General features: G+C 57.8%; 19 protein-coding genes and 2 pseudogenes. 9 read left to right on the top strand and 12 right to left on the bottom strand.

The features are described from left to right. Positions 1-51 precede the first annotated feature (51 nt). The gene (locus WM94_RS18475) at positions 52-1,044 is read right to left on the bottom strand and encodes a hypothetical protein (protein ID WP_028699877.1); all 993 of its coding nucleotides are present in this window, start codon (positions 1,042-1,044) and stop codon (positions 52-54) included. A 286-nt stretch (positions 1,045-1,330) separates the two neighbouring features. On the opposite strand from WM94_RS18475, the gene WM94_RS18470 reads away from it, so the two are divergent. Then, positions 1,331-2,032 (top strand): XRE family transcriptional regulator, encoded by a 702-nt coding sequence (locus WM94_RS18470; protein ID WP_231995374.1) that lies wholly within the window; start codon positions 1,331-1,333, stop codon positions 2,030-2,032. A gap of 55 nt (positions 2,033-2,087) precedes the next feature. Here the strand turns inward: WM94_RS18470 and WM94_RS18465 are convergent, their stop codons facing one another. From WM94_RS18465 to WM94_RS18455, 3 genes are all read right to left on the bottom strand, one after another. Beyond that, a complete protein-coding gene (locus tag WM94_RS18465) occupies positions 2,088-3,209 on the bottom strand; it encodes a DUF3150 domain-containing protein (RefSeq protein WP_016486985.1) in 1,122 nt (373 codons plus the stop codon). 115 nt (positions 3,210-3,324) lie between these two features. Beyond that, on the bottom strand, positions 3,325-3,705 hold the full coding sequence (locus WM94_RS18460; RefSeq protein ID WP_156485985.1) for a hypothetical protein: 381 nt from the start codon (positions 3,703-3,705) through the stop codon (positions 3,325-3,327). A 376-nt stretch (positions 3,706-4,081) separates the two neighbouring features. Then, positions 4,082-5,062 carry an IS5-like element ISPa16 family transposase gene (locus WM94_RS18455; protein ID WP_012315195.1) on the bottom strand — a complete coding sequence of 327 codons (981 nt, stop codon included), beginning with the start codon at positions 5,060-5,062 and terminating at the stop codon, positions 4,082-4,084. A gap of 20 nt (positions 5,063-5,082) precedes the next feature. Between WM94_RS18455 and WM94_RS18450 the strand changes: the two genes are divergently transcribed. Continuing rightward, positions 5,083-7,956 (top strand): Tn3 family transposase, encoded by a 2,874-nt coding sequence (locus WM94_RS18450; RefSeq protein WP_371264030.1) that lies wholly within the window; start codon positions 5,083-5,085, stop codon positions 7,954-7,956. Beyond that, entirely contained in the window at positions 7,956-8,318 is a 363-nt protein-coding gene (gene tnpC, locus WM94_RS18445; protein ID WP_004374622.1) for a Tn3 family transposase post-transcriptional regulator TnpC, read from the top strand. The genes WM94_RS18450 and tnpC overlap by 1 nt, the downstream gene beginning before the upstream one ends. Before the next feature lie 29 nt (positions 8,319-8,347). Here tnpC and WM94_RS18440 read toward each other — a convergent pair whose 3' ends face one another. Both WM94_RS18440 and WM94_RS18435 read right to left on the bottom strand, forming a co-directional pair. Then, the gene (locus WM94_RS18440; protein WP_004574342.1) at positions 8,348-9,202 is read right to left on the bottom strand and encodes a sterol desaturase family protein; all 855 of its coding nucleotides are present in this window, start codon (positions 9,200-9,202) and stop codon (positions 8,348-8,350) included. A 73-nt stretch (positions 9,203-9,275) separates the two neighbouring features. Beyond that, complete coding sequence (locus tag WM94_RS18435; RefSeq protein ID WP_004574341.1) at positions 9,276-10,010, bottom strand: helix-turn-helix domain-containing protein; 735 nt, start codon at positions 10,008-10,010, stop codon at positions 9,276-9,278. A 705-nt stretch (positions 10,011-10,715) separates the two neighbouring features. Between WM94_RS18435 and WM94_RS18430 the strand changes: the two genes are divergently transcribed. From WM94_RS18430 to WM94_RS18410, 5 genes and pseudogenes are all read left to right on the top strand, one after another. Then, positions 10,716-11,978, top strand: coding sequence for a TolC family protein (locus WM94_RS18430; RefSeq protein WP_004574340.1), 1,263 nt, complete (start codon positions 10,716-10,718; stop codon positions 11,976-11,978). Then, positions 11,975-13,435: an efflux RND transporter periplasmic adaptor subunit gene (locus WM94_RS18425; protein WP_004374629.1), complete on the top strand. Its 1,461-nt coding sequence runs from the start codon at positions 11,975-11,977 to the stop codon at positions 13,433-13,435. Before WM94_RS18430 ends, WM94_RS18425 begins: the two co-directional genes overlap by 4 nt. After that, the gene (locus WM94_RS18420) at positions 13,432-16,581 is read left to right on the top strand and encodes an efflux RND transporter permease subunit (protein ID WP_004374632.1); all 3,150 of its coding nucleotides are present in this window, start codon (positions 13,432-13,434) and stop codon (positions 16,579-16,581) included. Before WM94_RS18425 ends, WM94_RS18420 begins: the two co-directional genes overlap by 4 nt. A gap of 145 nt (positions 16,582-16,726) precedes the next feature. Further along, positions 16,727-17,059: a DUF2790 domain-containing protein gene (locus WM94_RS18415; protein WP_004574339.1), complete on the top strand. Its 333-nt coding sequence runs from the start codon at positions 16,727-16,729 to the stop codon at positions 17,057-17,059. Between the two features lie 157 nt (positions 17,060-17,216). After that, positions 17,217-18,542, top strand: a pseudogene (locus WM94_RS18410) (OprD family porin). A 177-nt stretch (positions 18,543-18,719) separates the two neighbouring features. On the opposite strand, the gene WM94_RS18405 reads toward WM94_RS18410, so the two are convergent. From WM94_RS18405 to WM94_RS18380, 6 genes are all read right to left on the bottom strand, one after another. Beyond that, complete coding sequence (locus tag WM94_RS18405; RefSeq protein WP_004574337.1) at positions 18,720-19,163, bottom strand: DUF411 domain-containing protein; 444 nt, start codon at positions 19,161-19,163, stop codon at positions 18,720-18,722. Further along, a complete protein-coding gene (locus WM94_RS18400) occupies positions 19,153-19,995 on the bottom strand; it encodes a cytochrome c (protein ID WP_023662988.1) in 843 nt (280 codons plus the stop codon). The genes WM94_RS18405 and WM94_RS18400 overlap by 11 nt, the downstream gene beginning before the upstream one ends. 9 nt (positions 19,996-20,004) lie before the next feature. After that, positions 20,005-21,096, bottom strand: a complete 1,092-nt coding sequence (locus WM94_RS18395) for a copper resistance protein B (protein ID WP_023662987.1) — start codon at positions 21,094-21,096, stop codon at positions 20,005-20,007. Then, positions 21,086-21,397, bottom strand: coding sequence for a hypothetical protein (locus WM94_RS18390; protein ID WP_003246749.1), 312 nt, complete (start codon positions 21,395-21,397; stop codon positions 21,086-21,088). The genes WM94_RS18395 and WM94_RS18390 overlap by 11 nt, the downstream gene beginning before the upstream one ends. A gap of 12 nt (positions 21,398-21,409) precedes the next feature. Continuing rightward, positions 21,410-23,233: a copper resistance system multicopper oxidase gene (locus WM94_RS18385; protein ID WP_003139530.1), complete on the bottom strand. Its 1,824-nt coding sequence runs from the start codon at positions 23,231-23,233 to the stop codon at positions 21,410-21,412. 193 nt (positions 23,234-23,426) lie between these two features. Beyond that, positions 23,427-23,633: a co-regulatory protein PtrA N-terminal domain-containing protein gene (locus WM94_RS18380; protein ID WP_003139535.1), complete on the bottom strand. Its 207-nt coding sequence runs from the start codon at positions 23,631-23,633 to the stop codon at positions 23,427-23,429. A gap of 139 nt (positions 23,634-23,772) precedes the next feature. Between WM94_RS18380 and WM94_RS29340 the strand changes: the two are divergent. After that, positions 23,773-23,950: pseudogene (locus WM94_RS29340) on the top strand (IS5/IS1182 family transposase); the annotation flags it as partial.

The following is a 23,950-nucleotide window of genomic DNA, read 5'->3' as shown; positions in this document are numbered from 1 at the left end:
CTCCAATGCTGGATCTCGATGGCTTCACGAAACGAGTTGAGGCAGCCTCGCTTAAGCGTCTTGTTGCTCACCTGGGGTTGCAGGCTTGCTTGCCGACTCAGAACCAAAGGCCGAAGCGAACAAAGCGCTGCGTTCTGCACCGCCTTCTTTCGGTTGCGAAGCTTGAGTGCCGTGGCTCTTGAACAGTTCAGCGGCCCAGCCCGGCACGATCTTGATATGACCTGAATCGGGGGTCACAGGAGCCGGCATGTCTTTGGCCTGGATGTATGGGATCTTGGACACCTCAGCGATCCCTGTTTTCTCGTCAGGCAGGGAGATGGCCTTGACGTCCATACGGAACTCACCGTTGACGATGATGGGCATGCCGCGGGCAAGTTTTTCGGACAGCGGCTGCAGGTTACGCCCATACCACCGAACAGGGATGCAGGCATCGGTGTCTTTCGACTGTCGAATCAGCACCACCAGGCGGTCGTTGATTGGCGTACCGTCCACGGGGTGTCGCCGGTTGCGTTCCAGATTCTTGGCTTGGATGAAGCCTGCAATGCGAATCTGGTTCGAGGCGTTTTTGTTGAGATCCATCGCCTTCCAGTCGAAGGAGTCGAGACGGTCTTCAGTACCTGCGCCGGGCTGCTGCTCCAGCGCTGCAACCGAGGCCGGAGTGCCAGAGTCTTTTGCGGCGGCATGTACGACAGCATCCCACTTCCGCATAAAGTCATCCCGGAAGCGGCCGCCCAGGTGCATAAGGTTCGGCGCCTCGAAACGGATGCTCTTGAGCCGTGCAATACGGTTTTCACCCTGCATGGCGCCATCGGTGTGAACGAACGCCATGATGAGGTCCCACTCCTTGATCTCCCGAGGAATCGGCGACTTTTTGGGGTCGTAGTGGATGGGAAGCATGTGGTTTTCCGAACGGGTCTGCTGGATGAAACAGAGACCTTCGACCGGATCATTGAACCGCAGGACGCCGGCGATGTAGCCAGAGTTGAGCATCCCGTTTGGATACGAATAGGAATCAGGCTTCCGCTTTGCGTCCTGGGGCAGCATTGAGTACCTCGATACGTGAATGGCGTGGTTTACCAAAGAATACGCAACACGTACCAATAATACAAGACGAATCAAAATCGCCTTGTCTCGCGTGAAGCGCCCGCAGAGCTACCGGCACAGGGACACACCAGGTCAAAAAAGTCTCTTTTTCCACCGGAACAAGAGATTTGAATCTTGTTGTTAACTGTGTAGAATCTTTTCCATTTAATACTGGATTTCTCTGCTTTATTTGTTTAGAGAGCGTCCCGAATCATGTTAGACGCCGCGACCAAACCGGAGCCGCACAATGCCCAAAGCTAGCGACAAGACCGCAAGTGAATCGACAGGACGGCAGTCTCAAGCGCCTGCCAAAGCACCTGCAAAAGCACCTGCAAAAGCTGCTGCAAAGCCAGTAGCTCGAAAACGTGTTGCTGAGGCCGAGGCACAGGCTCCTCAGGCTGCCGCCACGCCTAAGAGACCTCGTGCCTCAGCCAAGGCCAAAGCAGCGCCAAAAGAAACTTCACCTGCAGCAAAAAGCACTCGAAACACCATGCCTGGCTCCCGCCTCGTCAAGCTGATTAAGAAGGTGATCGTCGATCGAGGGCTGCCCGACCGTGCAATCGCCGATGTCATGGGTATCACAGTCATCTACTGGAACTCCCTGGCTAACGGGAATCGCCAGATTCGGTCGCTTGGCAAAGAAAAGCTGTCGTTGGTGGCCGACTTCCTTGGTCTTCCGCTCATCCAAGTTTACAACCTGGCTGATTTCTTCACGCCAGAAGATTTTGTCTACAAAAAAGATCTTGATGAGCAACTCTGGCTGTCGATTGAGAAGATGGGCAGCGATCCCACCTGGGTTGGCTATATCCCGAAACAGGAAGAATGGGATCAAACTCCTCTTGCCGTTCGCATGACCATGGTGTTGCTGTATGAGCAGCTCTCTGGGCGCCAGCTGTTGGCTAAGGCGGAAATCGAGCTGCCTCATCTGAAAGGCTCGCCGACTGCTTAATCCATATCCATAGAGAAAAAAGAAACCCCGGCCATTGACCGGGGTTTTTTGTGGGTTAGAAAATGAACGCAGTTGTTGATGCCTGCGAGTTCGTATCCGATGCTGCCGCCTTCTCAGGCTCGATTACGGGTTGATCAGCTGCTGTTCCAAAGAAGACATTATCTTCTGACTTACGACCAGTTGGAAGTGGTGGGATCACAGAGACTTCAGGGACAATAGTCACCTCATCGTGTTCAACTTGTGGCTGAACAGAGGAAGGCGCCGAATTACTGAAGAAAGCGTTGTCTTGATCGACTACTGAGGCCGGATCTGACGCTTCTACACTCAACGGATCAAACTCAGTCGCATGATCTCCAAGAATCTTTTCAGGATCCATGCAGAATGACAGCAAGCTTGATACTTGAATGTAAGCAAGTCCTTCAATGCTCGGTCCGCTAGGGACAGCCGCTAATACCGAAGCACACATCTTTTCCAGGTTAGAAAACTTGCTTGAGAGAACGCTCATCGCTTCAGCTTTGTCCTGAACGCGACGAATCAAGCCCAAGATCCTTGATGTGGTTTTCCCGTTGCCTTTGCGAGTCCAGGAGCGATTAACGTCCTCCGCAATCTCTAATGCAGCTTGCCCGACTAGGCCTTTGACCTCCTTTTGAAGCGCATCATCTTCACCAAAGTAGCTGGTGTCGTTGATACGAATCGCCGAAGTGTCGAATGTCAGCATCCTTTCAAGTACTGAAACCTGAGGAGCATGCTGGCGGATCAAGTCTGCACGAGACTTACCACCCTGTGTTACACCTGCGTTAGTAGCCGAACTAGCCCAGTCCTCTACCATTTTTGGAAGACCGCTGAGGAATGTAGCTTTCTCCTCTAGGTACTTCTCTTTAATCGCATTAAGTACTTTTGCAAGCTCTTTGGCGTGTTGAGTAGGAACGAAGTACCCTCGGATACGATTGTTCACCTTGCGAGATACCCCTACCTTGAGAATCTCCCGCTTTGCTTCCGACCGGTACTTGTTGACCCAGGCAAACGAGCCTGAAGGCAGCATGCGGCCAACCTCACGGATGAAGTCGTCGCCATCAACAGTCTTCTCACCGGTGCTGCCACCAATGATGTAGTCAAAAAGCACCACATCCTGAAGGATGCTGATACCCAGGTCATCGGTTTGATTGGTTGTGCTCATGATGGCTCTCCTGAAATTGAAAGAACGGATCCCTTGCGAAAGACCCAGTGTCAGGAGATGTCTCACAGGCGCCCATAAACGAAAAAACCCCGGCGAACCGGGGTATGGTGAGGCGTTAAACGGTACCGACGATGGTCGACCAAGTCTTCAAGATCGACGTGGCTTCATCGTGTCGAGCAAAATCCAGAACCGTCATTTGGAGAGCTAGTTTTTGGCTTTCCTCGGTCGTTTTCCCCATCTGCATGAGCAGCCTGTAGTTCATCGCCCAGTTCAGCACGTTCCGGGTGGTGATTGTGAAGTTAAGGGCCATGCCACCAGCCCCTGCGTCCTCAGTCAGAGCAATGAAATTGGCTCTGATCTTGGCAGCCAGGGTTGCCATCGCTTGCGCGATGACCACGGGGGTGCCGGTCTGCTCAACAATGAGGCTGGCCTCCCGGCCTTCCTCCATGTAGGTGCAGTACATGACGTTGAAACGGTCAATCGTGGCGATGTTCATTTTCTTCGTGCCCCTGTAACCCGCAGCACTACCTCCTTTACCGCCAGCTGAACCGCTACCATTCGTGTTGCCGGTAGCTGCGATCAAACAACCTGGCGCGATGTGAATCAACTCGCCAGTCTGATCAAGGAAGATTGGCTTACCATCGAGGATCCCGTTGAGGCCCATTTGGATCTGAGGTGGTAACTGATCGAACTCGTCCAGGAGAAGAATGGAGTTAGGGGTTTTAGGGAAGGTCTGAAGTAACCCTGTATTTCCGGTCGACTTCAGCCCTCGCTGCTTTTGAAAGCGGGCCGTCGATCAAAATCGACCAGGTAACCCGCTCAGTTCTCCGTTTTTGGCCGCCGCGAGCACCTCGCAGCAGCCATTTTCCGCATTACAGGTGCACCTTTCCTGCGGTAGTCAGCAAATGTCGGCGCGCCATCCATAGGTTCGACAGCGCGAACAGCGTCACCAGCTGAGCGGTGTTCTTGGCCAGGCCACGGAAGCGCACCTTCACGTAACCGAACTGGCGCTTGATCACTCGAAACGGGTGCTCGACCTTCGCTCGCACTTGTGACTTGGCCTTCTCGATCTTGCGCTTGGCTTTGTACAGGGCGCTGCGTTTATCGAGCTTCTTGTAGGTGCTGCGGCGTGCTGCGACCTGCCAGATCACTTCGCGGCCAGCATGTTCGGGGCGCTTTTCGACGCCGGTGTAGCCGGCATCGGCGCAGACGACGTTCTCGTCACCGTGCAGCAGTTTGTCGACCTGGGTGATATCCGCCACGTTGGCTGCCGTGCCTACCACGCTGTGTACCAGCCCCGACTCATCATCTACGCCGATGTGCGCCTTCATGCCAAAGTAATACTGGTTCCCTTTCTTGCTCTGGTGCATTTCCGGGTCGCGCTTGCCGTCCTGGTTCTTGGTCGAGCTGGGCGCGTGGATCAGTGTGGCATCGACGATAGTGCCCTGGCGCAGCGACAGGCCGCGATCCCCCAGGTAGCCATTGATTACGCCGAGGATGCCGGCTGCCAGTTCATGTTTCTCCAGCAAGCGACGGAAGTTGAGGATGGTGGTTTCGTCGGGAATGCGCTCCAGGCTCAACCCGGCGAACTGGCGCAGGATGGTCGTCTCGTACAGCGCTTCCTCCATTGCCGGATCACTGTAGCCAAACCAGTTCTGCATCAGGTGAATACGCAGCATGGCCAGCAGAGGATAGGCGGGCCGACCACCTTCGCCCTTGGGGTAATGCGGCTCGATCAAGGCAATCAGTCCTTTCCACGGCACCACCTGATCCATCTCGATCAGGAACAGCTCTTTACGGGTCTGCTTGCGCTTGCCGGCGTACTCGGCGTCGGCGAAGGTCATCTGCTTCATGGAAAAACTCGGCTGGCGGGATCGGCGTATTTCACCAGATTCGGGAAGTCTTTTTCAGACCTTCCCTAGACGAGATACCTCCAGAAATTACTGATCACATCAGGAATACCCTCGGTTTTGGCCCTCGTATCACTTCCCGCTACACCAACCCGCGTACTTTTTATAGGCATCAGGCGGCCATTCGTGAGTACCTCCAGATCAAGGCTTTCTATGGTAGTGAAGCGCTCACCATAGCTCTCCACCTTGCGCACGAATCTGCCGAGGTACTCGACCAGCGGGCGGATATCATCAATGTGCTGATCGGCGAGTTGCTGCAGCGCAGCTACGAACTCCCAGCCTATTCCACCCTCAATGACGCTGCTGAGGATGCCTTAGTTGCAATGCAGGAGCGGCTATTCAATCTCGTTGTGACCAGGGCGCCAATTGAGGCGGTCTACAAACTGAAAGAACTGCTCGAAACGGATTTCGGGCGACGCCAAAGTGACTTCAACGCCCTCAAACAGGCACCCAAGAAACCATCCCGCAAACACTTGGATGTGCTGATAGATCACATGGCTTGGCTCGAGAGCTTTGGGAATCTAGATGTCATTTTTGATGGAATCGTCGATACCAAAATCCGCCACTTCGCTGCCCAAGCTGCGGCGTCGGACGTCGCCGAGCTTAAGGACTGTTCGCTGCCGAAGCGTTACACGCTGATGCTTGCCCTGATATATCGGATGCGCGTACGGACTCGCGATCACCTAGCCGAGATGTTCATCCGGCGAATCTCTACGATTCACAAACGCGCCAAGGAAGAACTGGAGCACATCCAAGCACGGCAACGTCAGAAACTGGAGCAACTGGCGGCCACCCTGGACGGTGTGGTGCAGATTTTGGTTCATGAACCGGATGACCAAGAGGCAGGCAGCCTGATTCGGGAATACCTCTCCCCCGACGGCAACCTGGAACGGTTGCGCGAAACCTGTGCCGAAGTCCAGGCTACCGGCGGTAATAACTACCTGCCGTTGATCTGGAAGCATTTCAGGTCCCATCGCTCGCTGTTGTTCCGTCTCAGCCACCTTCTCCAACTGGAGCCCACGACTCAGGATAGGTCGCTGGTTCAGGCACTTCAACTGATACAGGACAGCGAGAATTTGCACCGCGAGTGGATCGACGAGCACGTCGACTTGTCGTTTGCGTCGGAGCGCTGGGTCAAGGTCGTTCGTCGTCCTGCCAGTGAGGGGCCACCGACCAACCGGCGCTATCTGGAAGTTTGCGTATTCTCCTACCTGGCCAACGAACTGCGATCCGGTGACATGTGCGTACAAGGGTCGGAATCCTTCGCCGACTATCGCAAGCAGTTGCTACCCTGGGAGGAATGTCTCCAGCGACTCCCGGCCTACTGCGAAAAAATGGAACTGCCTGGCACGGCAAAGGAGTTTGTTGCCTCCCTCAAGACCCAGTTGGAGGAAACCGCGCAGCAACTGGATGACAAATTCCCCTCTTGCCGAGGGGACGTATCGATCAACGAAGCCGGCGAACCGGTATTGCGCCGAGTGACGGCGCGCGACATCCCGCCATCGGCCATCTCGCTACAGACGGCCCTCATGCAACGCATGCCGGCCAGGCACGTACTCGACATCATGGCCAACATCGAGCACTGGATTCAGTTCACTCGACATTTCGGGCCGATGTCCGGCAACGAGCCAAAGCTCAAAGAACCTGCCGAGCGCTACCTGATGACGATCTTCGCCATGGGTTGCAACCTCGGCCCCAGCCAGGCCGCGCGGCATCTGGCCGGTAATGTCACCCCGCACATGCTTTCCTATACCAATCGCCGTCACCTCTCGCTGGAGAAACTGGACAAGGCTAACCGCGAGCTGGTGGAACTCTACCTGCAGCTCGATCTGCCCAAACTCTGGGGCGATGGCAAGGCGGTGGCTGCGGACGGCACCCAGTTCGACTTCTATGACGACAACCTGCTGGCCGGCTACCACTTCCGCTACCGCAAGATGGGAGCCGTGGCCTATCGGCATGTGGCCAACAACTACATCGCTGTATTCCAGCACTTCATCCCCCCGGGCATCTGGGAGGCAATTTATGTAATCGAGGGGCTGCTCAAGGCCGATCTCAGCGTCGAAGCTGATACGGTGTATTCCGATACCCAGGGCCAGTCGGCCACGGTGTTCGCCTTCACTCATCTGCTTGGCATCAACCTCATGCCACGCATCCGCAATTGGCGCGACCTGGTGATGTGCCGGCCGGATCGCGGCGCTGCGTATAAGCATATCAACCGCCTGTTCACCGACACCGCCGACTGGCACCTGATTGAAACCCATTGGCAGGATTTGATGCAGGTCGCGCTATCGATCCAGGCGGGCAAAATCTCCTCGCCTATGTTGCTGCGAAAACTCGGTTCCTACAGCCGGCGTAACAAGCTCTACCACGCGGCACAGGCACTGGGCAGCGTGATCCGTACGATCTTCCTGCTCAACTGGATCGGCAGTCGCGAGTTGCGCCAGGAGGTTACCGCGAACACCAACAAGATCGAGTCCTACAACGGATTCTCCAAGTGGTTGTCCTTCGGCGGCGACGTGATCGCCGAGAACGATCCGGACGAGCAACAGAAGCGACTGCGCTACAACGACATGGTGGCCTCGTCGGTGATCCTGCAGAACACTGTGGACATGATGCGGATCCTGCAGAAATTGGCTCGCGAGGGCTGGCAGTTCTCCGATGAGGATGTGTCCTTCCTCAGCCCCTACCTGACCAGCAACGTCAAGCGTTTCGGCGAGTTCAACCTCAAGCTCAACCGGCCGCCGGAGCCCTGGATCAAAGACTCGGTGTTCCAGCAGGCAGCCGGGTCCATCCGCACTGGCAAGCTCGGTACTGCGGAAACCGAGGAGATGACCTGATGAACATTCCTCCTGCGTCATTTCGCGTCACGCCCTACGGCGAGGTAGATGCCGAGGCGCTGGAGCGTTTGCATGACGTCTACGACACCACCCAGTTGCTGTGTCTAGTCGATGGGCTGGATCTGCTGCTTAAGGATATGAACAACATCGGCGGCCTCAGGGATGGCCTCCTGCGGGTACATGCCATGGCGAAAACGGTGCTCGATGGTGCGGCACTATCGGTGTCTGTGACGGAAGGCGGCAGTATCTGGGAGGAAGCCGAGTCGCTTGATGAGGATCTGGTGGAACTGGGCAATTGGCTGGCCAGCGTCAGAGCTCAACTGAGGCCTTTGATTGAACTCATGCCGGCCGATCCTCATTAACCAACTAGTCGCCAGCAACACCGAGCAAGCTACTGGCTTCTGAACGGCTCAACAAGTTGACCCACATAGCCTGTCGGATAGTTCCGGTCACGCAGTCCTACTTCGGCGCTGCCGGGCTTGCTTGCGCTGTCATAGAAGGTTCCAAGCAACTGATCCCACACCAGCAAGAACTCACCGAAATTGACCTGAGCATCCTCGAAGTCGCGGTTGTGATGCCAGCGGTGTGTTTCTGCAACACCGATGACGCGCCGTAGCCAGCCCAACGAGTAGTCCAGATTTGAGTGTTGAAAGGCCAAATGTACCGTCAGGATGCCGAACCAGGTGGCCACGAGTGCAGAAGGAGTGCCCATCGAAAAGAGCACGAGCAGCCCAGGCCCTGCCATGATAGCGGCATGCAACGGGTGCCGGCGCTCGCCGTTCATCCAGTAGAGCCGCTCAGCGCTGTGATGTGGCTCATGCAAACGCCACAGCCATGGAACCTGATGGCTGAAGCGGTGCATGGCGTACAAACTAAGGTCCAGCACGGCGGCGACAATGACTAGCTGAGCCCACAGCGGTAAATCTGTTGGGAAGACACGGAACTCTGCGGACACCCAATCGCCCAGCCGGGCCAGCACGGTCGCCGTAAACTGGATCACAGACAGGTTCACGACCATATGGATGATATCGGTAAGGGTATCCTGGTGGTCCTCCAACCAGTCGCCCCGGAAAGGCTGCACGCGTTCCAGCAACGCCACCAGCAGAATCCCTAGGGCGGCAATGATCGGCGTGCTGGGCCAATACGGAATACCCGTGTAGAGCAACCAGATCATCCAGGCTGCGGCCCCGCCAAAGATTGCTGGGTAGCTGAGCCAGCGGATCATGAACCTGAGTGAATTGCCCATCGTGAAGCCCTCCCTAAGATGACTCCACTTTGTGCCAATTACCTGTGCTGGCGCTTGAACGAAAAAGCTGAATTCAGCCTTTCAGACTGACATGACCCAAGGCAGACGACGGGTCGAGGCCAAACAGTTCGCGGAAGGTGCGGGAAAAGTGGGCCGCATCGGCGAATCCGGCAGCGTGGGCGGCCGCAGTCAGGTTGGCGCCGCTGGCGATATGCTGGAGCGCTATGACCAGGCGATTCCATTTCCGGTAGCTGCGCAGCGGCAGGCCGGTCTGTTCGACGAACCAATGTGAGAATCGGGTAGGCGACAGATGAACGCGCTTTGCCAACGCCTGCCTGCCACTAATCGGCTCTTTTAACGCAGCGAGGACCGATTGCAGTCGCGGATCGGAGGCCGGCGGAGTCGTAAGGTTGAGAGCAAGGCGCACCATTTCCCGAATTTGCTGGGCTGACGGATCGGAGCTGCTCAGCAATTTTCGCAGCGATGCTGTATCGCCCATCTGAATCGGAGTGATGCCCTCCCCGATGTTATCGGGAAGTGCTCGCGCCTCATCGGACAGCGCGTCGAGGTAGATCGACAACACTTCGTCAGCTTCGATCTGATGGGCCACCCCTGCCCTGATGCAGATGGCCCTTGCCGTCACCGACGAGGATGTACACTTCACCGTCAAGCGGCCGTTCAAGCTGACGGTAATTTGATGCGCCATGTGGCCATGCCAATCTTGGCTACCCGCCTGCCCCAGAAAAATGCCCAGCCCGGGTGAAATCCAGGCTCTGCCATGCCAGCCGATACCCTGCGTTGCGTTCATTCAGCGGCACCTCAGGGTTCCACATCCAGCTGCATTTTGTGCACTAATGAGCTTTATAGCTAATTATAGAGTGATTATAGAATCCTCTTTGGCCTGAACTCTATCGCTTGCTCGATTGAAATCTCACCCGCTACAAAATCAGCTCCCCCTTTGAGATTAGACACTCTATTTGATCCAAATCAACGAAGTGCTGTTATCGTCAAAAGGAGCGCTCATGCCTCGAGGCAATCTGCTATAGTCGCCCTATAGCCCCGCTTGGTGAATTGCTGTGCGTCGGATTGGATTGATCCTGGTAATGATTGCTAGCCTCGTGCTGCCGACCTTCGGCGGTATGGCTTTCAGCATGCCGGCACAACCTTGCCCGATGCAGAGCGCCGATCATCAGGGCCATGCAACGGCCGATGCTCCGTGCTGCGAGCAAATGGACACGTCTGATGGGGTGGCCAATAAGTCTCCCTGCAAATCCGGCCAGGAATGCAAGACCGGAGGACTTCTCCAGACCAATGTGATCAAGAGCATATCCCCTCTTCCCTCACGCTCCGAAATATTGCTGACACAGTCGGTGATTAAGCGAGAGCCAGCAGGACTCTGGCGCCCTCCTCGTTTCGTCTAATGCAGTGATCATCCCGCGCCTTACAGTCAGGCGCATCGTCGCGGCCACGTTTCGTAGCTGCGACCTCGATCAATCGCATTGGAGGCGAAAGCATGTCCGCTTTCCTTTTTCCACGCCGTGGCTATCTCGGTGTGTTGGCTGCCGCATTCTGGGCAGCTCCCTGGCTTGCCGCGCAGGCGCAGCCCCTAACCTTCGAACGAGCCCAAGCTCTGGCCGAGCAGAGTGCCCCTGAGAACCTCGCGCGCCAGGCGCAGGTGGCTTCGGCACAACAGGCTGTAGGGCCCGCAGACGCCCTGCCCGATCCCAAGCTGATTCTAGGCATCGACAACCTGCCGATCGAAGGCCCTGACCGTTACACACTTAATCGTGACTCCATGACCATGCGCCGCATTGGGCTCATGCAGGAAGTCCCCAACAGTGACAAGCGTCAGGCTCGGCGCCAGGTGGCCGAGGCTTCAGTTGTCCGAGCCGAGGCCGAGCAGCGTGCCATGCAGTTGGAGATCAAGCGCCAGACAGCAGTGAGCTGGCTGGACGTGTACTACGCCGAACGCAGTGTTGGCCTCTTCGATCAACTGGACCGTCAGATCGAGATGCTCCGCTCGACCGTGCAATCGCTGATTGCCGGCGGTAGTGCTCAGCCTGGCGAGCTGTTGCAGGCCGACCAGGAAGCTTTGGCGTTACAAGATCGGCGAGATGAACTGAATCGCGATGTGGCAGTAGCTCGTGCCAAGCTGCGCCGCTGGATAGGCAACGAGGCTGACCAGCCTTTGCAAGGAGGTGTTCCCAATCTGAACCTGGTGGTACCGCACCTGCAGCAACGCATTGCCTCACACCCTGAGTTGCGCGCTGCCTCCGCCCGAGTCGGCGAGGCTAGCGCCGAGCTGAACGAGGCCATCGCCGAGAAGACCCCCGACTGGGGTGTTGAGTTTGCCTACAACAATCGCGACAACCAATTCGGCGATATGGTGATGGTGCAATTTACCTTCGACCTGCCGTTGTTCGTAGGCACACGTCAGGGGCCCAAGATCAACGCCAGACAACAAAGCGTGTCGCAGATGGAAGCCGAGCAGGAAGCATTACTGCGCGCCCATCAGGCTGAGCTGGAAGGCGGTATTGCCGAGCTTGAGCAACTGCGCAGGACCTTGTCACGCACCGAAAAAACCTTGATCCCGCTTGCAAGCAAACGTGCCGATCTCGAACTTGCCGCTTACCAGGCCGGCAACAGCCAGCTGACATCCGTCCTCACCGCCCAGCGCGACCTGATCGAGGCTCAGCTACGGCAGATTGAACAGCAGCGCAAGCTGAGCCAGCTCTCCGCAAGCCTGTACTACGCCTATGTGGAGGGACTGAAATGAAGATATCGGCATTTGGTTTTGCGGTCGCCTTGCTGGCCGTGGGCATTGGCGCGGCGGGCGGTGGCTACTGGCTGGCCCAGCGGCAAGCCAAACACGAGATCCTGCCTAGCTCCGCACCGACGGACGAGCGCAAGGTGCTCTATTGGTACGACCCGATGCAGCCTGAGCAGCGCTTCGATAAGCCGGGCAAGTCACCTTTCATGGATATGGAACTTGTCCCTAAATACGCAGGATCCGAGCAGGATCCGTCTGTCCTGAGCATCCCCGCTCAAGCCGTGCAGAACCTCGGAATGCGAACCTCGATGGTGATCCGAGGTGTACTGCCCTCGGATATCGAGGCGGTGGGTTCCCTGGCCTATAACCAGCGAGAAGTGGCGAACCTCCAGGCCCGCGCCGGCGGATTCGTCGAGCGGGTTTACGGTCGCGCCCCGGGCGATGTGCTGCCTGCCGGAGCCCCCCTGGTCGACCTGCTGATTCCCGAATGGTCCGCCGCGCAGTTGGAGTTCCTGGCGGTACTGCGTACCGCTGACACTCGCTTGATAAGTGCGGCCCAAGAGCGCCTGCGCCTGCTTGGCATGCCTCAAACGTTGATCGAGCAGGTCCGCCGCAGCGGCAGACCACGGGCGGTGCAAACCCTCACCACACCTATCAGCGGCGAGCTCCAAGCCTTGCAGGTACGCGCCGGGATGACCGTCGAAGCCGGGCAGGATCTGGCGTTGATTAACGGGCTATCCAGTGTCTGGCTCGATGCGGCGATACCCGAGGCCATGGCCGGAAGTATCCAGGTCGGGGACGAGATCCGCGCCAACCTGACGGCCTTTCCTGATCGACCGCTGCTGGGCCGCGTCATAGCCTTGCTGCCGAGTGCCGATCCGCAAACACGCACGCTCACGGTACGCAGCGAGCTACCCAACCCTGCCGGTAAGTTGCGCCCCGGCATGTTCGCCGCCGTACGCCTGAACAGTGCCGTCGAACAATCCACGCTTCTTGTGCCGAGTGAAGCCGTGATTCGCACCGGGAAGCGTGCGTTGGTGATGCTGGTAGAAGGCGATGGGCGCTACCGCCCCCTGGAAATAACCTTGGGCCGCGAGGCTGATGGGCGTCTGGAGGTGTTGTCCGGTCTTGAGGAGGGTCAGGCGGTCGTTACCTCCGGCCAGTTCCTCATCGATTCGGAGGCCAGCCTACAGGGTGTCATGGCCAGCCATGCCGAGCAGGACAATAAGAAGGAACTACATGAGGCCCATGGTGTGATTCGTGCTCTGGACGCGGAGTCAGTCACCCTGGAGCACGGGCCCTTCGAGAGCCTGAATATGCCAGGTATGACCATGGCTTTTCCATTGGTCAGCTCAGAAGTAGCTGTGGGACTTAAGCCAGGAGATCACGTACGTATCGGCGCCCGCCAGAAAAACTCCGGCCTGATGATCGAGCAGCTCAGCAAGGAAGGAGACCAGCCATGATCGCACGCCTGATCCACTGGTCTATCGGCAATCGCTTTCTGGTGCTGCTGGCGACCCTGTTCATCACCGCCCTGGGCATCTGGTCGCTGCGCAACACGCCGTTGGATGCACTGCCGGATCTGTCCGACACCCAGGTCATCATCCGCACAAGCTTCCCCGGGCAGGCACCGCAGATTGTCGAGAACCAGGTGACCTACCCGCTGGCCACCACCATGCTCTCGGTGCCGGGGGCGAAGACAGTGCGCGGCTACTCGTTCTTCGGCGACTCCTTCGTTTATGTGCTGTTCGAGGACGATACCGACCTCTACTGGGCACGCTCGCGGGTGCTGGAGTACCTCAACCAGGCGCAGGAACGCCTGCCCGAGGGTGTTACCACCACCCTTGGGCCGGATGCCACCGGCGTGGGCTGGATCTACCAGTACGCCTTGGTCGACCGCAGCGGCCAGCATGATCTTGCCCAGCTGCGGGCACTGCAGGACTGGTTCCTTAAGTACGAACTCAAGGGCCTGCCCAACGTAGCCGAAGTGGCCACCCTCGGCGGCATGGTCAAGCAATACCAAGTGCTGCTCGATCCCCAGAAGCTGGTGGCTTATGGGGTAACTCAGCAGGAGGTCGAAGCGGCGCTGAAGAGCGCCAATCAGGAAACCGGCGGCGCCATCCTGGAGCTGGCAGAGCGCGAGTACATGGTCCGGGCTTCAGGCTATCTAGAGAGCCTGGCGGATTTCCGCAATGTGCCGCTGCGGGCTTCGGCCAGCGGAGTTCCGGTGCTGCTGGGTCAGGTGGCCACCATTCAGTTGGGGCCAGAGATGCGTCGTGGCATTGCCGAGCTGGATGGCCAGGGTGAAGTTGTAGGTGGCGTGGTCATCTTGCGCTCCGGAAAGAATGCCCGCGATACCATCGCCGCGGTGAAGACCAAGCTGGACAGCCTGAAGGGCAGCTTGCCGGCCGGCGTCGAGGTGGTCACCACCTATGACCGTTCGCAATTGATCGACCGCGCCATCGATAACCTCAGCTACAAGCTGCTGGAAGAGTTCGCGGTGGTTGCCCTGGTTTGCCTGATCTTCCTCTGGCACCTGCGCTCGTCGCTGGTCGCGATCATCACCCTGCCCCTGGGCATCCTGATGGCCTTCATCGTCATGCGCTACCAGGGCGTCAATGCCAACATCATGTCGCTCGGCGGGATCGCAATCGCCATCGGCGCCATGGTCGATGCCGCCGTGGTGATGATCGAGAACGCGCACAAGCACATCGAGGCCTGGAAGGCTCGACACCCCGGTGAACCGCTTCAGGGCGAGGCGCACTGGCGGGTGATCGGCGAAGCTGCGGCCGAGGTCGGGCCGGCGCTGTTCTTCAGCCTTTTGATCATCACCCTGTCTTTCCTCCCGGTCTTCACCCTGGAGGCCCAGGAGGGTCGCTTGTTTGGCCCGCTGGCATTCACCAAGACCTATGCCATGGCTGCCGCTGCTGGCCTCTCGATCACCTTGGTACCGGTGCTGATGGGCTATTGGATTCGTGGGCATATCCCCAGCGAACAACAGAACCCCTTGAATCGTTGGCTGATCGGTGCATACCGGCCGGTGCTGGAGTGGGTGCTGGCTTGGCCTAAGGTGACCCTAGCGCTGGCCTTGCTAGTGTTTTTGTCCAGTCTCTGGCCCCTCAGCAGACTCGGAGGAGAGTTTCTACCGCCGATGGACGAGGGCGACCTGTTGTACATGCCATCAGCCCTGCCCGGCTTGCCGGCCAGCAAGGCCACCCAGCTGCTGCAGCAAACCAACCGGATGATCCTCACGGTGCCCGAAGTGGCACGGGTATTCGGCAAGGCCGGGCGAGCAGAGACCGCCACCGATCCAGCACCGCTGGAAATGTTCGAGACCACGGTGCAGTTCAAACCACGCGATCAATGGCGCGCAGGGATGACACCCGAAAAGCTGATCGAGGAACTGGATCGCGCGGTAAAAGTTCCGGGGCTGTCCAATATCTGGGTGCCGCCCATCCGCAACCGCATCGACATGCTGGCGACGGGGATCAAGAGCCCCATTGGGGTGAAAGTGTCCGGAACCTCCTTGGTCGACATCGAGCGCATAACGCGCGATATCGAGGCCGTGGCCAAAGAGGTGCCTGGGGTGAGTTCGGCCTTGGCAGAACGCCTTACTGGCGGCCGTTACGTGGACATCCAGATCGATCGACTGGCCGCGGCGCGCTATGGCCTGAGCATCGCCGATGTGCAGGCGGTGGTATCGGGCGCCATCGGCGGCAGCAATATTGGTGAGACGGTTGAAGGACTGGCCCGCTTCCCGATCAACCTGCGCTATCCCAAGGAGTGGCGAGACAGTCCGCAGGCACTACGGCGTATGCCGATCCTCACGCAAGCCGGCCAGCAGATCACCTTGGGCACCGTCGCCCAGGTTAGTCTGACCGAAGGGCCGCCAATGCTGCGCAGCGAGAACGGGCGTCTGTCCGGTTGGGTCTATGTCGATGTCCGTGGGCGCGACCTGGCATCGACCGTGCGCGAGTTGCAGCAACGCGTAGCTGAGCAGGTACAACTCGATGCTGGCATGACCGTCTCCTACTCCGGTCAGTTCGAGTTCCTGGAGCGCGCCAATGCACGGCTGGCCTGGGTGGTACCGGCGACCTTGTTGATCATCTTCGTGCTGCTTTACCTGACCTTCAGCCGCTTCGGTGAGGCCCTACTGATCATGGCAACCCTGCCCTTCGCCCTATCGGGCGGCATCTGGCTGCTCTACTGGTTCGGCTTCAACCTGTCGGTTGCCACTGGGGTCGGCTTTATCGCCTTGGCCGGCGTCTCGGCGGAATTTGGGGTGATCATGCTGCTGTACCTGAAGAATGCCTGGCATGCACGTATGGATGCCGGGCGCAGCGGTGACCCGGCACTACTGGAGGCAATTCGTGAAGGCGCAGTGCTGCGCGTGCGGCCCAAGGTGATGACGGTGGCCGTGATCATCGCCGGCCTGTTGCCAATCCTCTGGGGCGGAGGTGCCGGATCTGAAGTGATGAAGCGCATCGCCGCGCCCATGGTCGGCGGCATGATTACCGCGCCGCTGATGTCCATGTTGGTTTTGCCGGCCGCGTACTGGCTGATGCGAAGGCAGCGTACACAGAAGGTTCGCGCACCGCAGGAGCTATAGCTTTACAAACCCGGGCAAGCCACGCGCCAAGCTGACTCGCCCGGGTAACGCGGCAGGAAGCATTACGGCGATGTAACTTTGACTTCATTTTTATGACAGGTTGAGCGGATATATTTTAATCACCACTTTGAAGGAGTGATTAAACATGAAAAGCCTCAAAGTTATTGCAGCCCTTGCCGCTATGGTTGTTTCCTCTGCCACTCTGGCAGAAGGCGGCGCTGATCGTGTTTATGGTCGGATGATTCAGGCCAATGAGCAGGCCATGCAAGAGTATGCTGCCGCTAACGGAAAGAATCCGCCTGAAGTTATTCATTACCGCTACGGCATGAAACTCGATATCGCCAGGGTCGTGGCCACTACCCCGACGGACTCTAGCTGCGGTGTGATGCCGGCCCAGATGACCTACGAGGACTCCAATGGCGATCTGAATATTCTTGAATACCGGGCAGCCGGGACAGGTTGCCGTAATCAAAACTAGATAAATGACATCGCGCTGACTGAAATGTAATTTCCAAGTCACCCTGACGTTATTTGGCATGTGGAAATATGACCAAGGCGTGCCTGGCTATGCCCGGCGCGCTTGGCACATATATGCGACCACACAATGACAACTGCCAATAACATCAGGAGCATTTATGAATAACAGAACCCTGTTAGGACTTTCTCTGCTCACTCTGAGCGTCAGTACCGGGCAAGCTGCGATGGCCGCCGGCGAGAAAGGCTAGGGATTTATCGAAGGCAGCAGCCTGACCATTCTCAATCGAAATCTCTACTTCAACCGCGATTTCCGTAAAGGCCAGTCCAGCAGCTCGGGTAATGGCTATTCGGAAGAGTGGGCGCATGGCGTGATAGGCAGATTCGAGTCTGGTTTCACCGAGGGCACCATAGGCTTTGGTGTCGATGCCTTTGCCATGCTAGGGCTCAAGCTTGACACCGGCGACGGCCGTTCTGGAGCAGGCGGCTCAGTCGACGTGATGCCTTACAACAGCCTCGGGCAGGCTGAGGACAACTACTCAAAACTGGGGGGCGCGGTGAAAACTCGGTTCATGGATACCGAGATCAAGGTAGGCGACGTCTTTCCTGTCAGCCCTGTCGTCCAATACGGTGATGCGCGGCTTTTACCGGAGAGTTTCCGAGGTATCACCGTGCTCAACAGCAGCGTGGAAGGACTGTCGCTTCAAGGCGGTCGCCTCCACTCGATGAGCCAACCCAATACCAGCAGCATGCGCGACGGCTTCGCTACCTTCTACGCAGGCGAAGTGGACTCGCCATGGATCGCCTATTTCGGTGGTGATTACACGCTTAATGACAACGTCGGCTTTAGTCTCTACACCAGCCGCCTCAAGGATGCCTGGAATCAATATTACGCGGGCACCACGCTGAGCTACCCGCTTGCGGACGATGTCGCCTTGATCGGCGGGCTGAACTACTACAAGGCGGTCGATGAAGGGAAGCAGCTCCTCGGGAGCTTCGATAACAACATCTGGAGCGGCAAGGTCGGCATCCAATTCGGCGCTCACACAGTACTGGTGGGTCTCCAGCGCAACAATGGCGATGATGACTTCGATTACTTGCGCCAATCGGACTCCATCTACCTCGACAACTCCATCCAGTACAGCGACTTCAACTCGCCGAAGGAGAAGTCATGGCAAGTGCGCTACGACCTGGATATGGAGTCTTTCGGTGTGCCTGGGTTGAGCTTCATGACTCGATATGCCCAGGGCTGGGATGCCGACTACAGCAAGGCCAACGAAGTCTATATGCGCCGTGATGACAACGGCGATCCGTTGACCAACCAGAAGCGCTGGGAGCGGGACATCGAGGCCAAGTACGTTGTGCAGACTGGATCACTGAAGGATATGTCTTTCCGTGTTCGCCAAATGACCACTCGCGCGACCGATTACGAGTCGGATCTGGATGAAGTCCGCCTGATTGTCGAGTACCCGCTGGAAGTTCTCTAACCCTGGCAAGCGGGCGGGTTGATTGCCCGCTCGCGCCTTGGTCCTGCTGTCCCCTCGTAGTGCTCCTTTGGTTTGGAGACAGCCCTTGGCGCCCTCGGGCGCCTTTTTTACTTAGGTTAAATGGCGTATGAAAAAGAGTCGGCCACTACACACAAGCGGCCGTGCTGGCAGGCAGTACTACTGAGCGGGATATTCTGCAACGACCTGATCAGACCCCGCCTTGGTCAAGCCAATGACCTGGTAGGCATGCTGTACGCCATCGACTTCCATACCGGGGGAGCCCGCCGGCATCCCGGGAACAGCGATGCCCACGAGATCATCGCGCTTGGTGAGCTCGATGACCTGAGCCGCCGGCACATGACCTTCGACGAACTTGCCGTCAATCACCGCGGTGTGACAAGACGCCAACCGCGGCGCAACGCCCAGACTTTGCTTCACTGCCGACATGTTGCTTTCGACATGGTCGACGACTTTGAAGCCATTCGCTTCGAGGTGTGAGATCCACTTCTTGCAACATCCGCAATTAGCATCACGATGGACATCAATCGTCAGGGCATCAGCGGCTTGAACTCCAGTTGTGACGGAGAGAGCGGCCAGCAAGGCCAGATATTTAGCTTTCATGCACGTGCTCTTTGCCATCGGCGTGGGTGTGGGTCTTGGGCGAGGCATTCGGAGTTTGCTCGGAATGATGGTCTCCGCCGCTTGGGGCGGCCTCATCCCCGGCATGGTGATCATCGCCACTCATGTCCGAATGGTGACCTGCCTCAGGTGCGGAGCCACCCTCGCTATCAGTAGCCGCGGCATCGTGATGGCCAGGCTCTCCGGCATCACCTGTTCCATGATGGTCTTCGCCACCGCCGCTATTGCCATGATGGCCAGGCTTGTTGTCGCCGTGCTGACCTTCATGATTGTGCATTTGCGTTTCCCCACCACCATGCTGATGGCCGCCACTGGATGCGACGAGTGCTTGGTATTGCTTGGCATCCATCGTCGGCAATTGGTCAATGAAGGCAACCATGCCCCAGATGTACTCATCGCCCATGCTCTTGCCCCACGCAGGCATACCCGTTGCCTTGATGCCATGCTTGATCACCCAGAACGCTGCTGACGGATTGCCATCGACACCGATCTTGGCGAGGTTGGGAGGCGCAGGGTAAAGCGATTGGCTTAGCTCGGTCTCCGCCACACCTGGCGCCAAATGACAGCCGATACACATGGAGTTGTAGTTGCCCGCACCGGCGCGAATAAGAGCTTGATCATCCAGGTTGGGAACCTCGATGTCCTGCGAACGGACTTCGATAGAGCGGTCGCGGGCCATCGTGAGAAACGCATGCACTGCAGGAAAATGGGGATCATCGGCCCCCACGTTGACCACGCCAAAGTAGGCGCCGGCCAGGACAGCTGTGCTACCGACCACGCCGGCCGCCACCAAAGTTTTAATTGTTCTTTTCATGTCAGGTTCTCAAAACCACATCCGGATACCGGCGACAAAACGCGCCTCGTCTACATCACCGCCCTCGTCGCGCACCATGTCTGCCGTGTTGCCATAGGAGCGGCTCCAGGAAACCCCGACATAGGGAGCAAACTGTCTGACAATCTCGTAACGCAGACGCAAGCCGAGCTCGGTATTTGCCAACCCAGACCCCACACCTCGCTCAGGATCGTTCTTGCCGTAGAAGTTCATTTCGGCAGTTGGCTGGAGAATCAGCCGGTTGGTCAGCAGAATGTCGTACTCGCCCTCCAGTCGGGCAGCAGTTTGGCCATTCTCGCCGACGAAGGCCGTGGCTTCGGCCTCAAAGGCGTAAAGCGCCATGCCCTGGATACCGAAGGCAGCCCAAGTCTGCGGCGACTCCGGTTTAAAGTCCTGGCGAACGCCCGCGACGACATCCCACCAAGGGCCGATCGAGCGGCCGTACAGCAGCTGTAATTCAGCGTCCTCGGTAACGCCGTTGGTACGCTCGCCTTCGGAGCGGAACCAGACCCGGTTGATATCACCGCCTACCCAACCCGACGCATCCCAGGCCAGGGTGCTGCCCTCATCTGCGTCTTGGTATTCGAGCTGATCGAGCAGGAAAAAGCTGTTGATGGCGCTGTCATGCACCTTGTGGCCAGGCAGTGGCGGGAAAGCCGCTTGGCGATCAGCATCCGTCAGAACGGGAATCGGCGTACGACTGGTAGTTCTCGGGGCTTCAGCGGAGCCATGGTTCATCTTCGAATGATCCATGCCCTCCATCTGTCCCTGCATGGTGCCGTGTCCCATCTTGCTGTGGTCCATGGCTGGGGCCTTCTCTTGGCTCTGGCTGTGGCCCATCTGGCTATGGTCCATGCTGCCCGATTCGCTCTGCATGGCACCATGATCCATCTTGCTGTGATCCATGCCCACCATCGGCGCTTTGGCGGAACCGTGGCCCATCTGGCTGTGGTCCATCGACATGGAGCCGTGCCCCATTGCCGAATGATCCATTTCTTCCGCAGCCTGGGTAACGCCGCCGCTGAGTGCACTCAGCGACACGGCCAGCGCTATGAGGGACGGGCGTGAAAACCTAGTGGTCATGGTTCGAACCTGCTTCGGCTTCGGTGCCGCCATGCTTATCCATCATCTTCTCGTGCCCCATATCGTCATGGTTCATACCCTCATGATCCATGGCGCCATGATCCATCTGATGGCCAGCGGCCTTGCCTTTCGATTGATCTGCAGGCTTGTCACTGGCGTCGGGCGCAGCCGACTCGGCAGCATGTTGTTCGTGCTCGCTGTGCCCCTCACCTGCCAATGACGTCGGCGCGTGCAGAACAGCCAAAAGACTGAACATCGCTGCGCTGCCAAACAGGGCATTACGCTTCATAAAAGTACTCATCAGAAATCTCCTTTACTCATCCACACGGACTTCACGGAACATGCCCATTTCCATGTGGAGCAACAGGTGGCAGTGATAGGCCCAACGCCCCAACGCATCGGCGGTCACCCGATAGCTGCGCTTGGAACCTGGCGGCATGTCGATGGTGTGTTTACGCACCAGGAAATTGCCGTTCGCATCCTCCAGATCACTCCACATGCCATGAAGATGGATCGGGTGAGTCATCATGGTGTCGTTGACCAGCGTGATGCGAACACGCTCGCCGTACTTGAGGCGCAGAGGCTCGGCGTCAGAGAACTTGATTCCATCGAAGGACCAGGAGAATTTCTCCATATGCCCGGTGAGGTGCAGCTCGATGGTGCGACTTGGCTCACGCCCGTCCGGATCAGGGAAGGTGCTGCGCAGGTCAGAGTAAGTCAGGACGCGCCGGCCGTTATCACGCAGGCCGATACCTGGGTCGTCCAGCTTGTGCGTCGGCGTCATGGTCTGCATGTCGACCAAAGGATTGTTGGTCTCTGAGGCCGGGTGTGCCTGCATGTTGCCAGCCATGCCAGCCATGCCAGCCATGCCAGCCATGTTTGAATGATCCATTCCGGCCATCTGGCTGTGATCCATACCAGCCATGCCACCCTGCATGCTGCCATGATCCATTCCCGCCATATTGCCCTGATCCATCCCGGCCATGCTCCCATGATCCATGCCGCCCATGCTGCCGTGGTCCATGCCCATGTCACCCATGGCAATCAGTGGGCGCGGGTCAGGGCTTGGTACCGGTGCACTCAACCCTTCCTGTACCGCAAGGGTGCCGCGCGCATAGCCAGTGCGATCCATGGATTGAGCAAAGACGGTGTAGGCTTGCTCGCTATCGGGCTCGACTATCACGTCGTAGGTCTCGGCTACGGCGACACGGAACTCATCGACGCTGACTGGTTTGACGTGCTGGCCATCGGCCGCGACTACCGTCATCTTCAGGCCGGGGATACGCACATCGAAGTACGTCATGGCCGAGGCATTGATAAAACGCAGACGAATCTTCTCGCCCGGTTTGAATATGCCGGTCCAGTTGCCATCAGGTGCCTGGCCGTTCATCAGGTAGGTGTAGGTGTAGCCACTGACGTCGGCGAGATCAGTCGGGCTCATCTTCATTTCGGCCCACATCTTACGGTCGGCTACGGCGGCGGACCAACCCATCTCGCTTACGTCATCGATGAAGTCACCAACGGTGCGTTTGTGCTGGTTGTAGTAGTCCGACTGTTTCTTGAGCTTGGCCAGTACCCGCGTTGGATTTTCATCCGTCCAGTCGCTCAGCAACACGACGTAATCACGGTCGTAACTGAAGGGCTCGGGCTCCTTGGCATCGATGACCAGCGCACCGTATACGCCGACCTGCTCCTGGAGCCCAGAATGGCTGTGATACCAGTAGGTGCCGTTCTGGTTGACCTTGAACTTGTACTCATACATGCCATCAGGGGCGATGCCATGGAAGCTCAGGCCAGGAACGCCATCCATGTTCGCCGGCAGGATGATGCCGTGCCAATGGATGGAGGTGTCCTCCTTGAGGCGGTTGCGCACGCGCAATGTGACGGTATCGCCTTCGCGCCAACGAAGAATCGGCCCAGGGAGCGAGCCGTTGATGGTCATGGCCGTGCGCGCTGCGCCGGTGATGTTCACCGGGGTTTCACCGATGAATAGGTCGAATTCGTTACCAGTCAGTACGTTGGGCTGGCCGGGGCTGTTCACCGCCCAGACCGGCGTGCGCCACAGGCCAAGTCCGCCGATAATACCGGTGGCTGCCAGGCCTTTGACGAAGGTGCGCCTTGTGGTTTTGCTTTGCATGCCGTTTTGTCCAATCCGTCAAATGAGCCGGTGATGGTGTGCCCGGTCTCGGGTTCATGGCTGCTTCAATGTCGGGTATTTACCCCTCAACTTTCCACGTCTGTGCATTGCACAAGCCTTACCGACGATGAGCAGTATGAAACTGCCATATCCCAACCATCCGGGTGATTACATTTCTGTAAGGTAGATGACTTCAGCAGTTGGTGTGCTCTGCTTGCTCGGTTGGACTGCTGGCTACAGGAGCCTCAACTTTCTGCTGCTGGGCCACCCGGTAGGCCTCCAGAGACGTCTGGCGTGCCTGCTCCATGCGCGCGAAGGTTCGGTCAGCACCACCTTCAGCCATTGCCAAGCTGGAGATGCTCAGAGCAGTAACTACAAGCAGAGCTTTGATCGATTTCATTTTGGGTATTCCTCGTAAGTTAAGTGGTCCCTGCAACTGCAGAGGCCGAGCTTTAGGCTCGATGTCACGTTAACTAAGGAATCTCCGAACAAGCCTTCAGTTATGCGAGAATCCCCGCAACACCTGATCCGAGCCGCCCATGAGCCAGATGAGCTTTTCCGACTTTGAGTACGCCGGCAAGCGCAAGCAAACCCGCCGAGAGCGCTTCCTCGCCGAAATGGATCAGGTGGTGCCCTGGGCAGGCCTGCTGGAGCTGATCGAACCGTTCTACCCCAAGGCCGGCGGCGGTAGAAAACCCTATCCTCTGGAAACCATGC

The sequence above is a fragment of the Pseudomonas sp. ABFPK genome (genome assembly GCF_001586765.1).
GTDB classification, from domain to species: domain Bacteria; phylum Pseudomonadota; class Gammaproteobacteria; order Pseudomonadales; family Pseudomonadaceae; genus Aquipseudomonas; species Aquipseudomonas asiatica.
The sequence above is the reverse complement of the archived record's forward strand: the minus strand, read 5'-3'. Positions and strand labels throughout refer to the sequence as shown.

What these genes read in the sequence shown, in the direction of transcription:
- WM94_RS18425 (WP_004374629.1), top strand. Translation starts at nt 11,975, where the DNA reads ATGAAGATATCGGCATTTGGTTTTGCGGTCGCCTTGCTGGCCGTGGGC.
- WM94_RS18415 (WP_004574339.1), top strand. Translation starts at nt 16,727, where the DNA reads ATGAAAAGCCTCAAAGTTATTGCAGCCCTTGCCGCTATGGTTGTTTCC.
- WM94_RS18470 (WP_231995374.1), top strand. Translation starts at nt 1,331, where the DNA reads ATGCCCAAAGCTAGCGACAAGACCGCAAGTGAATCGACAGGACGGCAG.
- tnpC (WP_004374622.1), top strand. Translation starts at nt 7,956, where the DNA reads ATGAACATTCCTCCTGCGTCATTTCGCGTCACGCCCTACGGCGAGGTA.
- WM94_RS18405 (WP_004574337.1), bottom strand. Translation starts at nt 19,163, where the DNA reads ATGAAAGCTAAATATCTGGCCTTGCTGGCCGCTCTCTCCGTCACAACT.
- WM94_RS18390 (WP_003246749.1), bottom strand. Translation starts at nt 21,397, where the DNA reads ATGAGTACTTTTATGAAGCGTAATGCCCTGTTTGGCAGCGCAGCGATG.
- WM94_RS18395 (WP_023662987.1), bottom strand. Translation starts at nt 21,096, where the DNA reads ATGACCACTAGGTTTTCACGCCCGTCCCTCATAGCGCTGGCCGTGTCG.
- WM94_RS18455 (WP_012315195.1), bottom strand. Translation starts at nt 5,062, where the DNA reads ATGAAGCAGATGACCTTCGCCGACGCCGAGTACGCCGGCAAGCGCAAG.
- WM94_RS18475 (WP_028699877.1), bottom strand. Translation starts at nt 1,044, where the DNA reads ATGCTGCCCCAGGACGCAAAGCGGAAGCCTGATTCCTATTCGTATCCA.
- WM94_RS18460 (WP_156485985.1), bottom strand. Translation starts at nt 3,705, where the DNA reads ATGAACATCGCCACGATTGACCGTTTCAACGTCATGTACTGCACCTAC.
- WM94_RS18440 (WP_004574342.1), bottom strand. Translation starts at nt 9,202, where the DNA reads ATGGGCAATTCACTCAGGTTCATGATCCGCTGGCTCAGCTACCCAGCA.
- WM94_RS18420 (WP_004374632.1), top strand. Translation starts at nt 13,432, where the DNA reads ATGATCGCACGCCTGATCCACTGGTCTATCGGCAATCGCTTTCTGGTG.
- WM94_RS18430 (WP_004574340.1), top strand. Translation starts at nt 10,716, where the DNA reads ATGTCCGCTTTCCTTTTTCCACGCCGTGGCTATCTCGGTGTGTTGGCT.
- WM94_RS18435 (WP_004574341.1), bottom strand. Translation starts at nt 10,010, where the DNA reads ATGAACGCAACGCAGGGTATCGGCTGGCATGGCAGAGCCTGGATTTCA.
- WM94_RS18465 (WP_016486985.1), bottom strand. Translation starts at nt 3,209, where the DNA reads ATGAGCACAACCAATCAAACCGATGACCTGGGTATCAGCATCCTTCAG.
- WM94_RS18380 (WP_003139535.1), bottom strand. Translation starts at nt 23,633, where the DNA reads ATGAAATCGATCAAAGCTCTGCTTGTAGTTACTGCTCTGAGCATCTCC.
- WM94_RS18385 (WP_003139530.1), bottom strand. Translation starts at nt 23,233, where the DNA reads ATGCAAAGCAAAACCACAAGGCGCACCTTCGTCAAAGGCCTGGCAGCC.
- WM94_RS18400 (WP_023662988.1), bottom strand. Translation starts at nt 19,995, where the DNA reads ATGAAAAGAACAATTAAAACTTTGGTGGCGGCCGGCGTGGTCGGTAGC.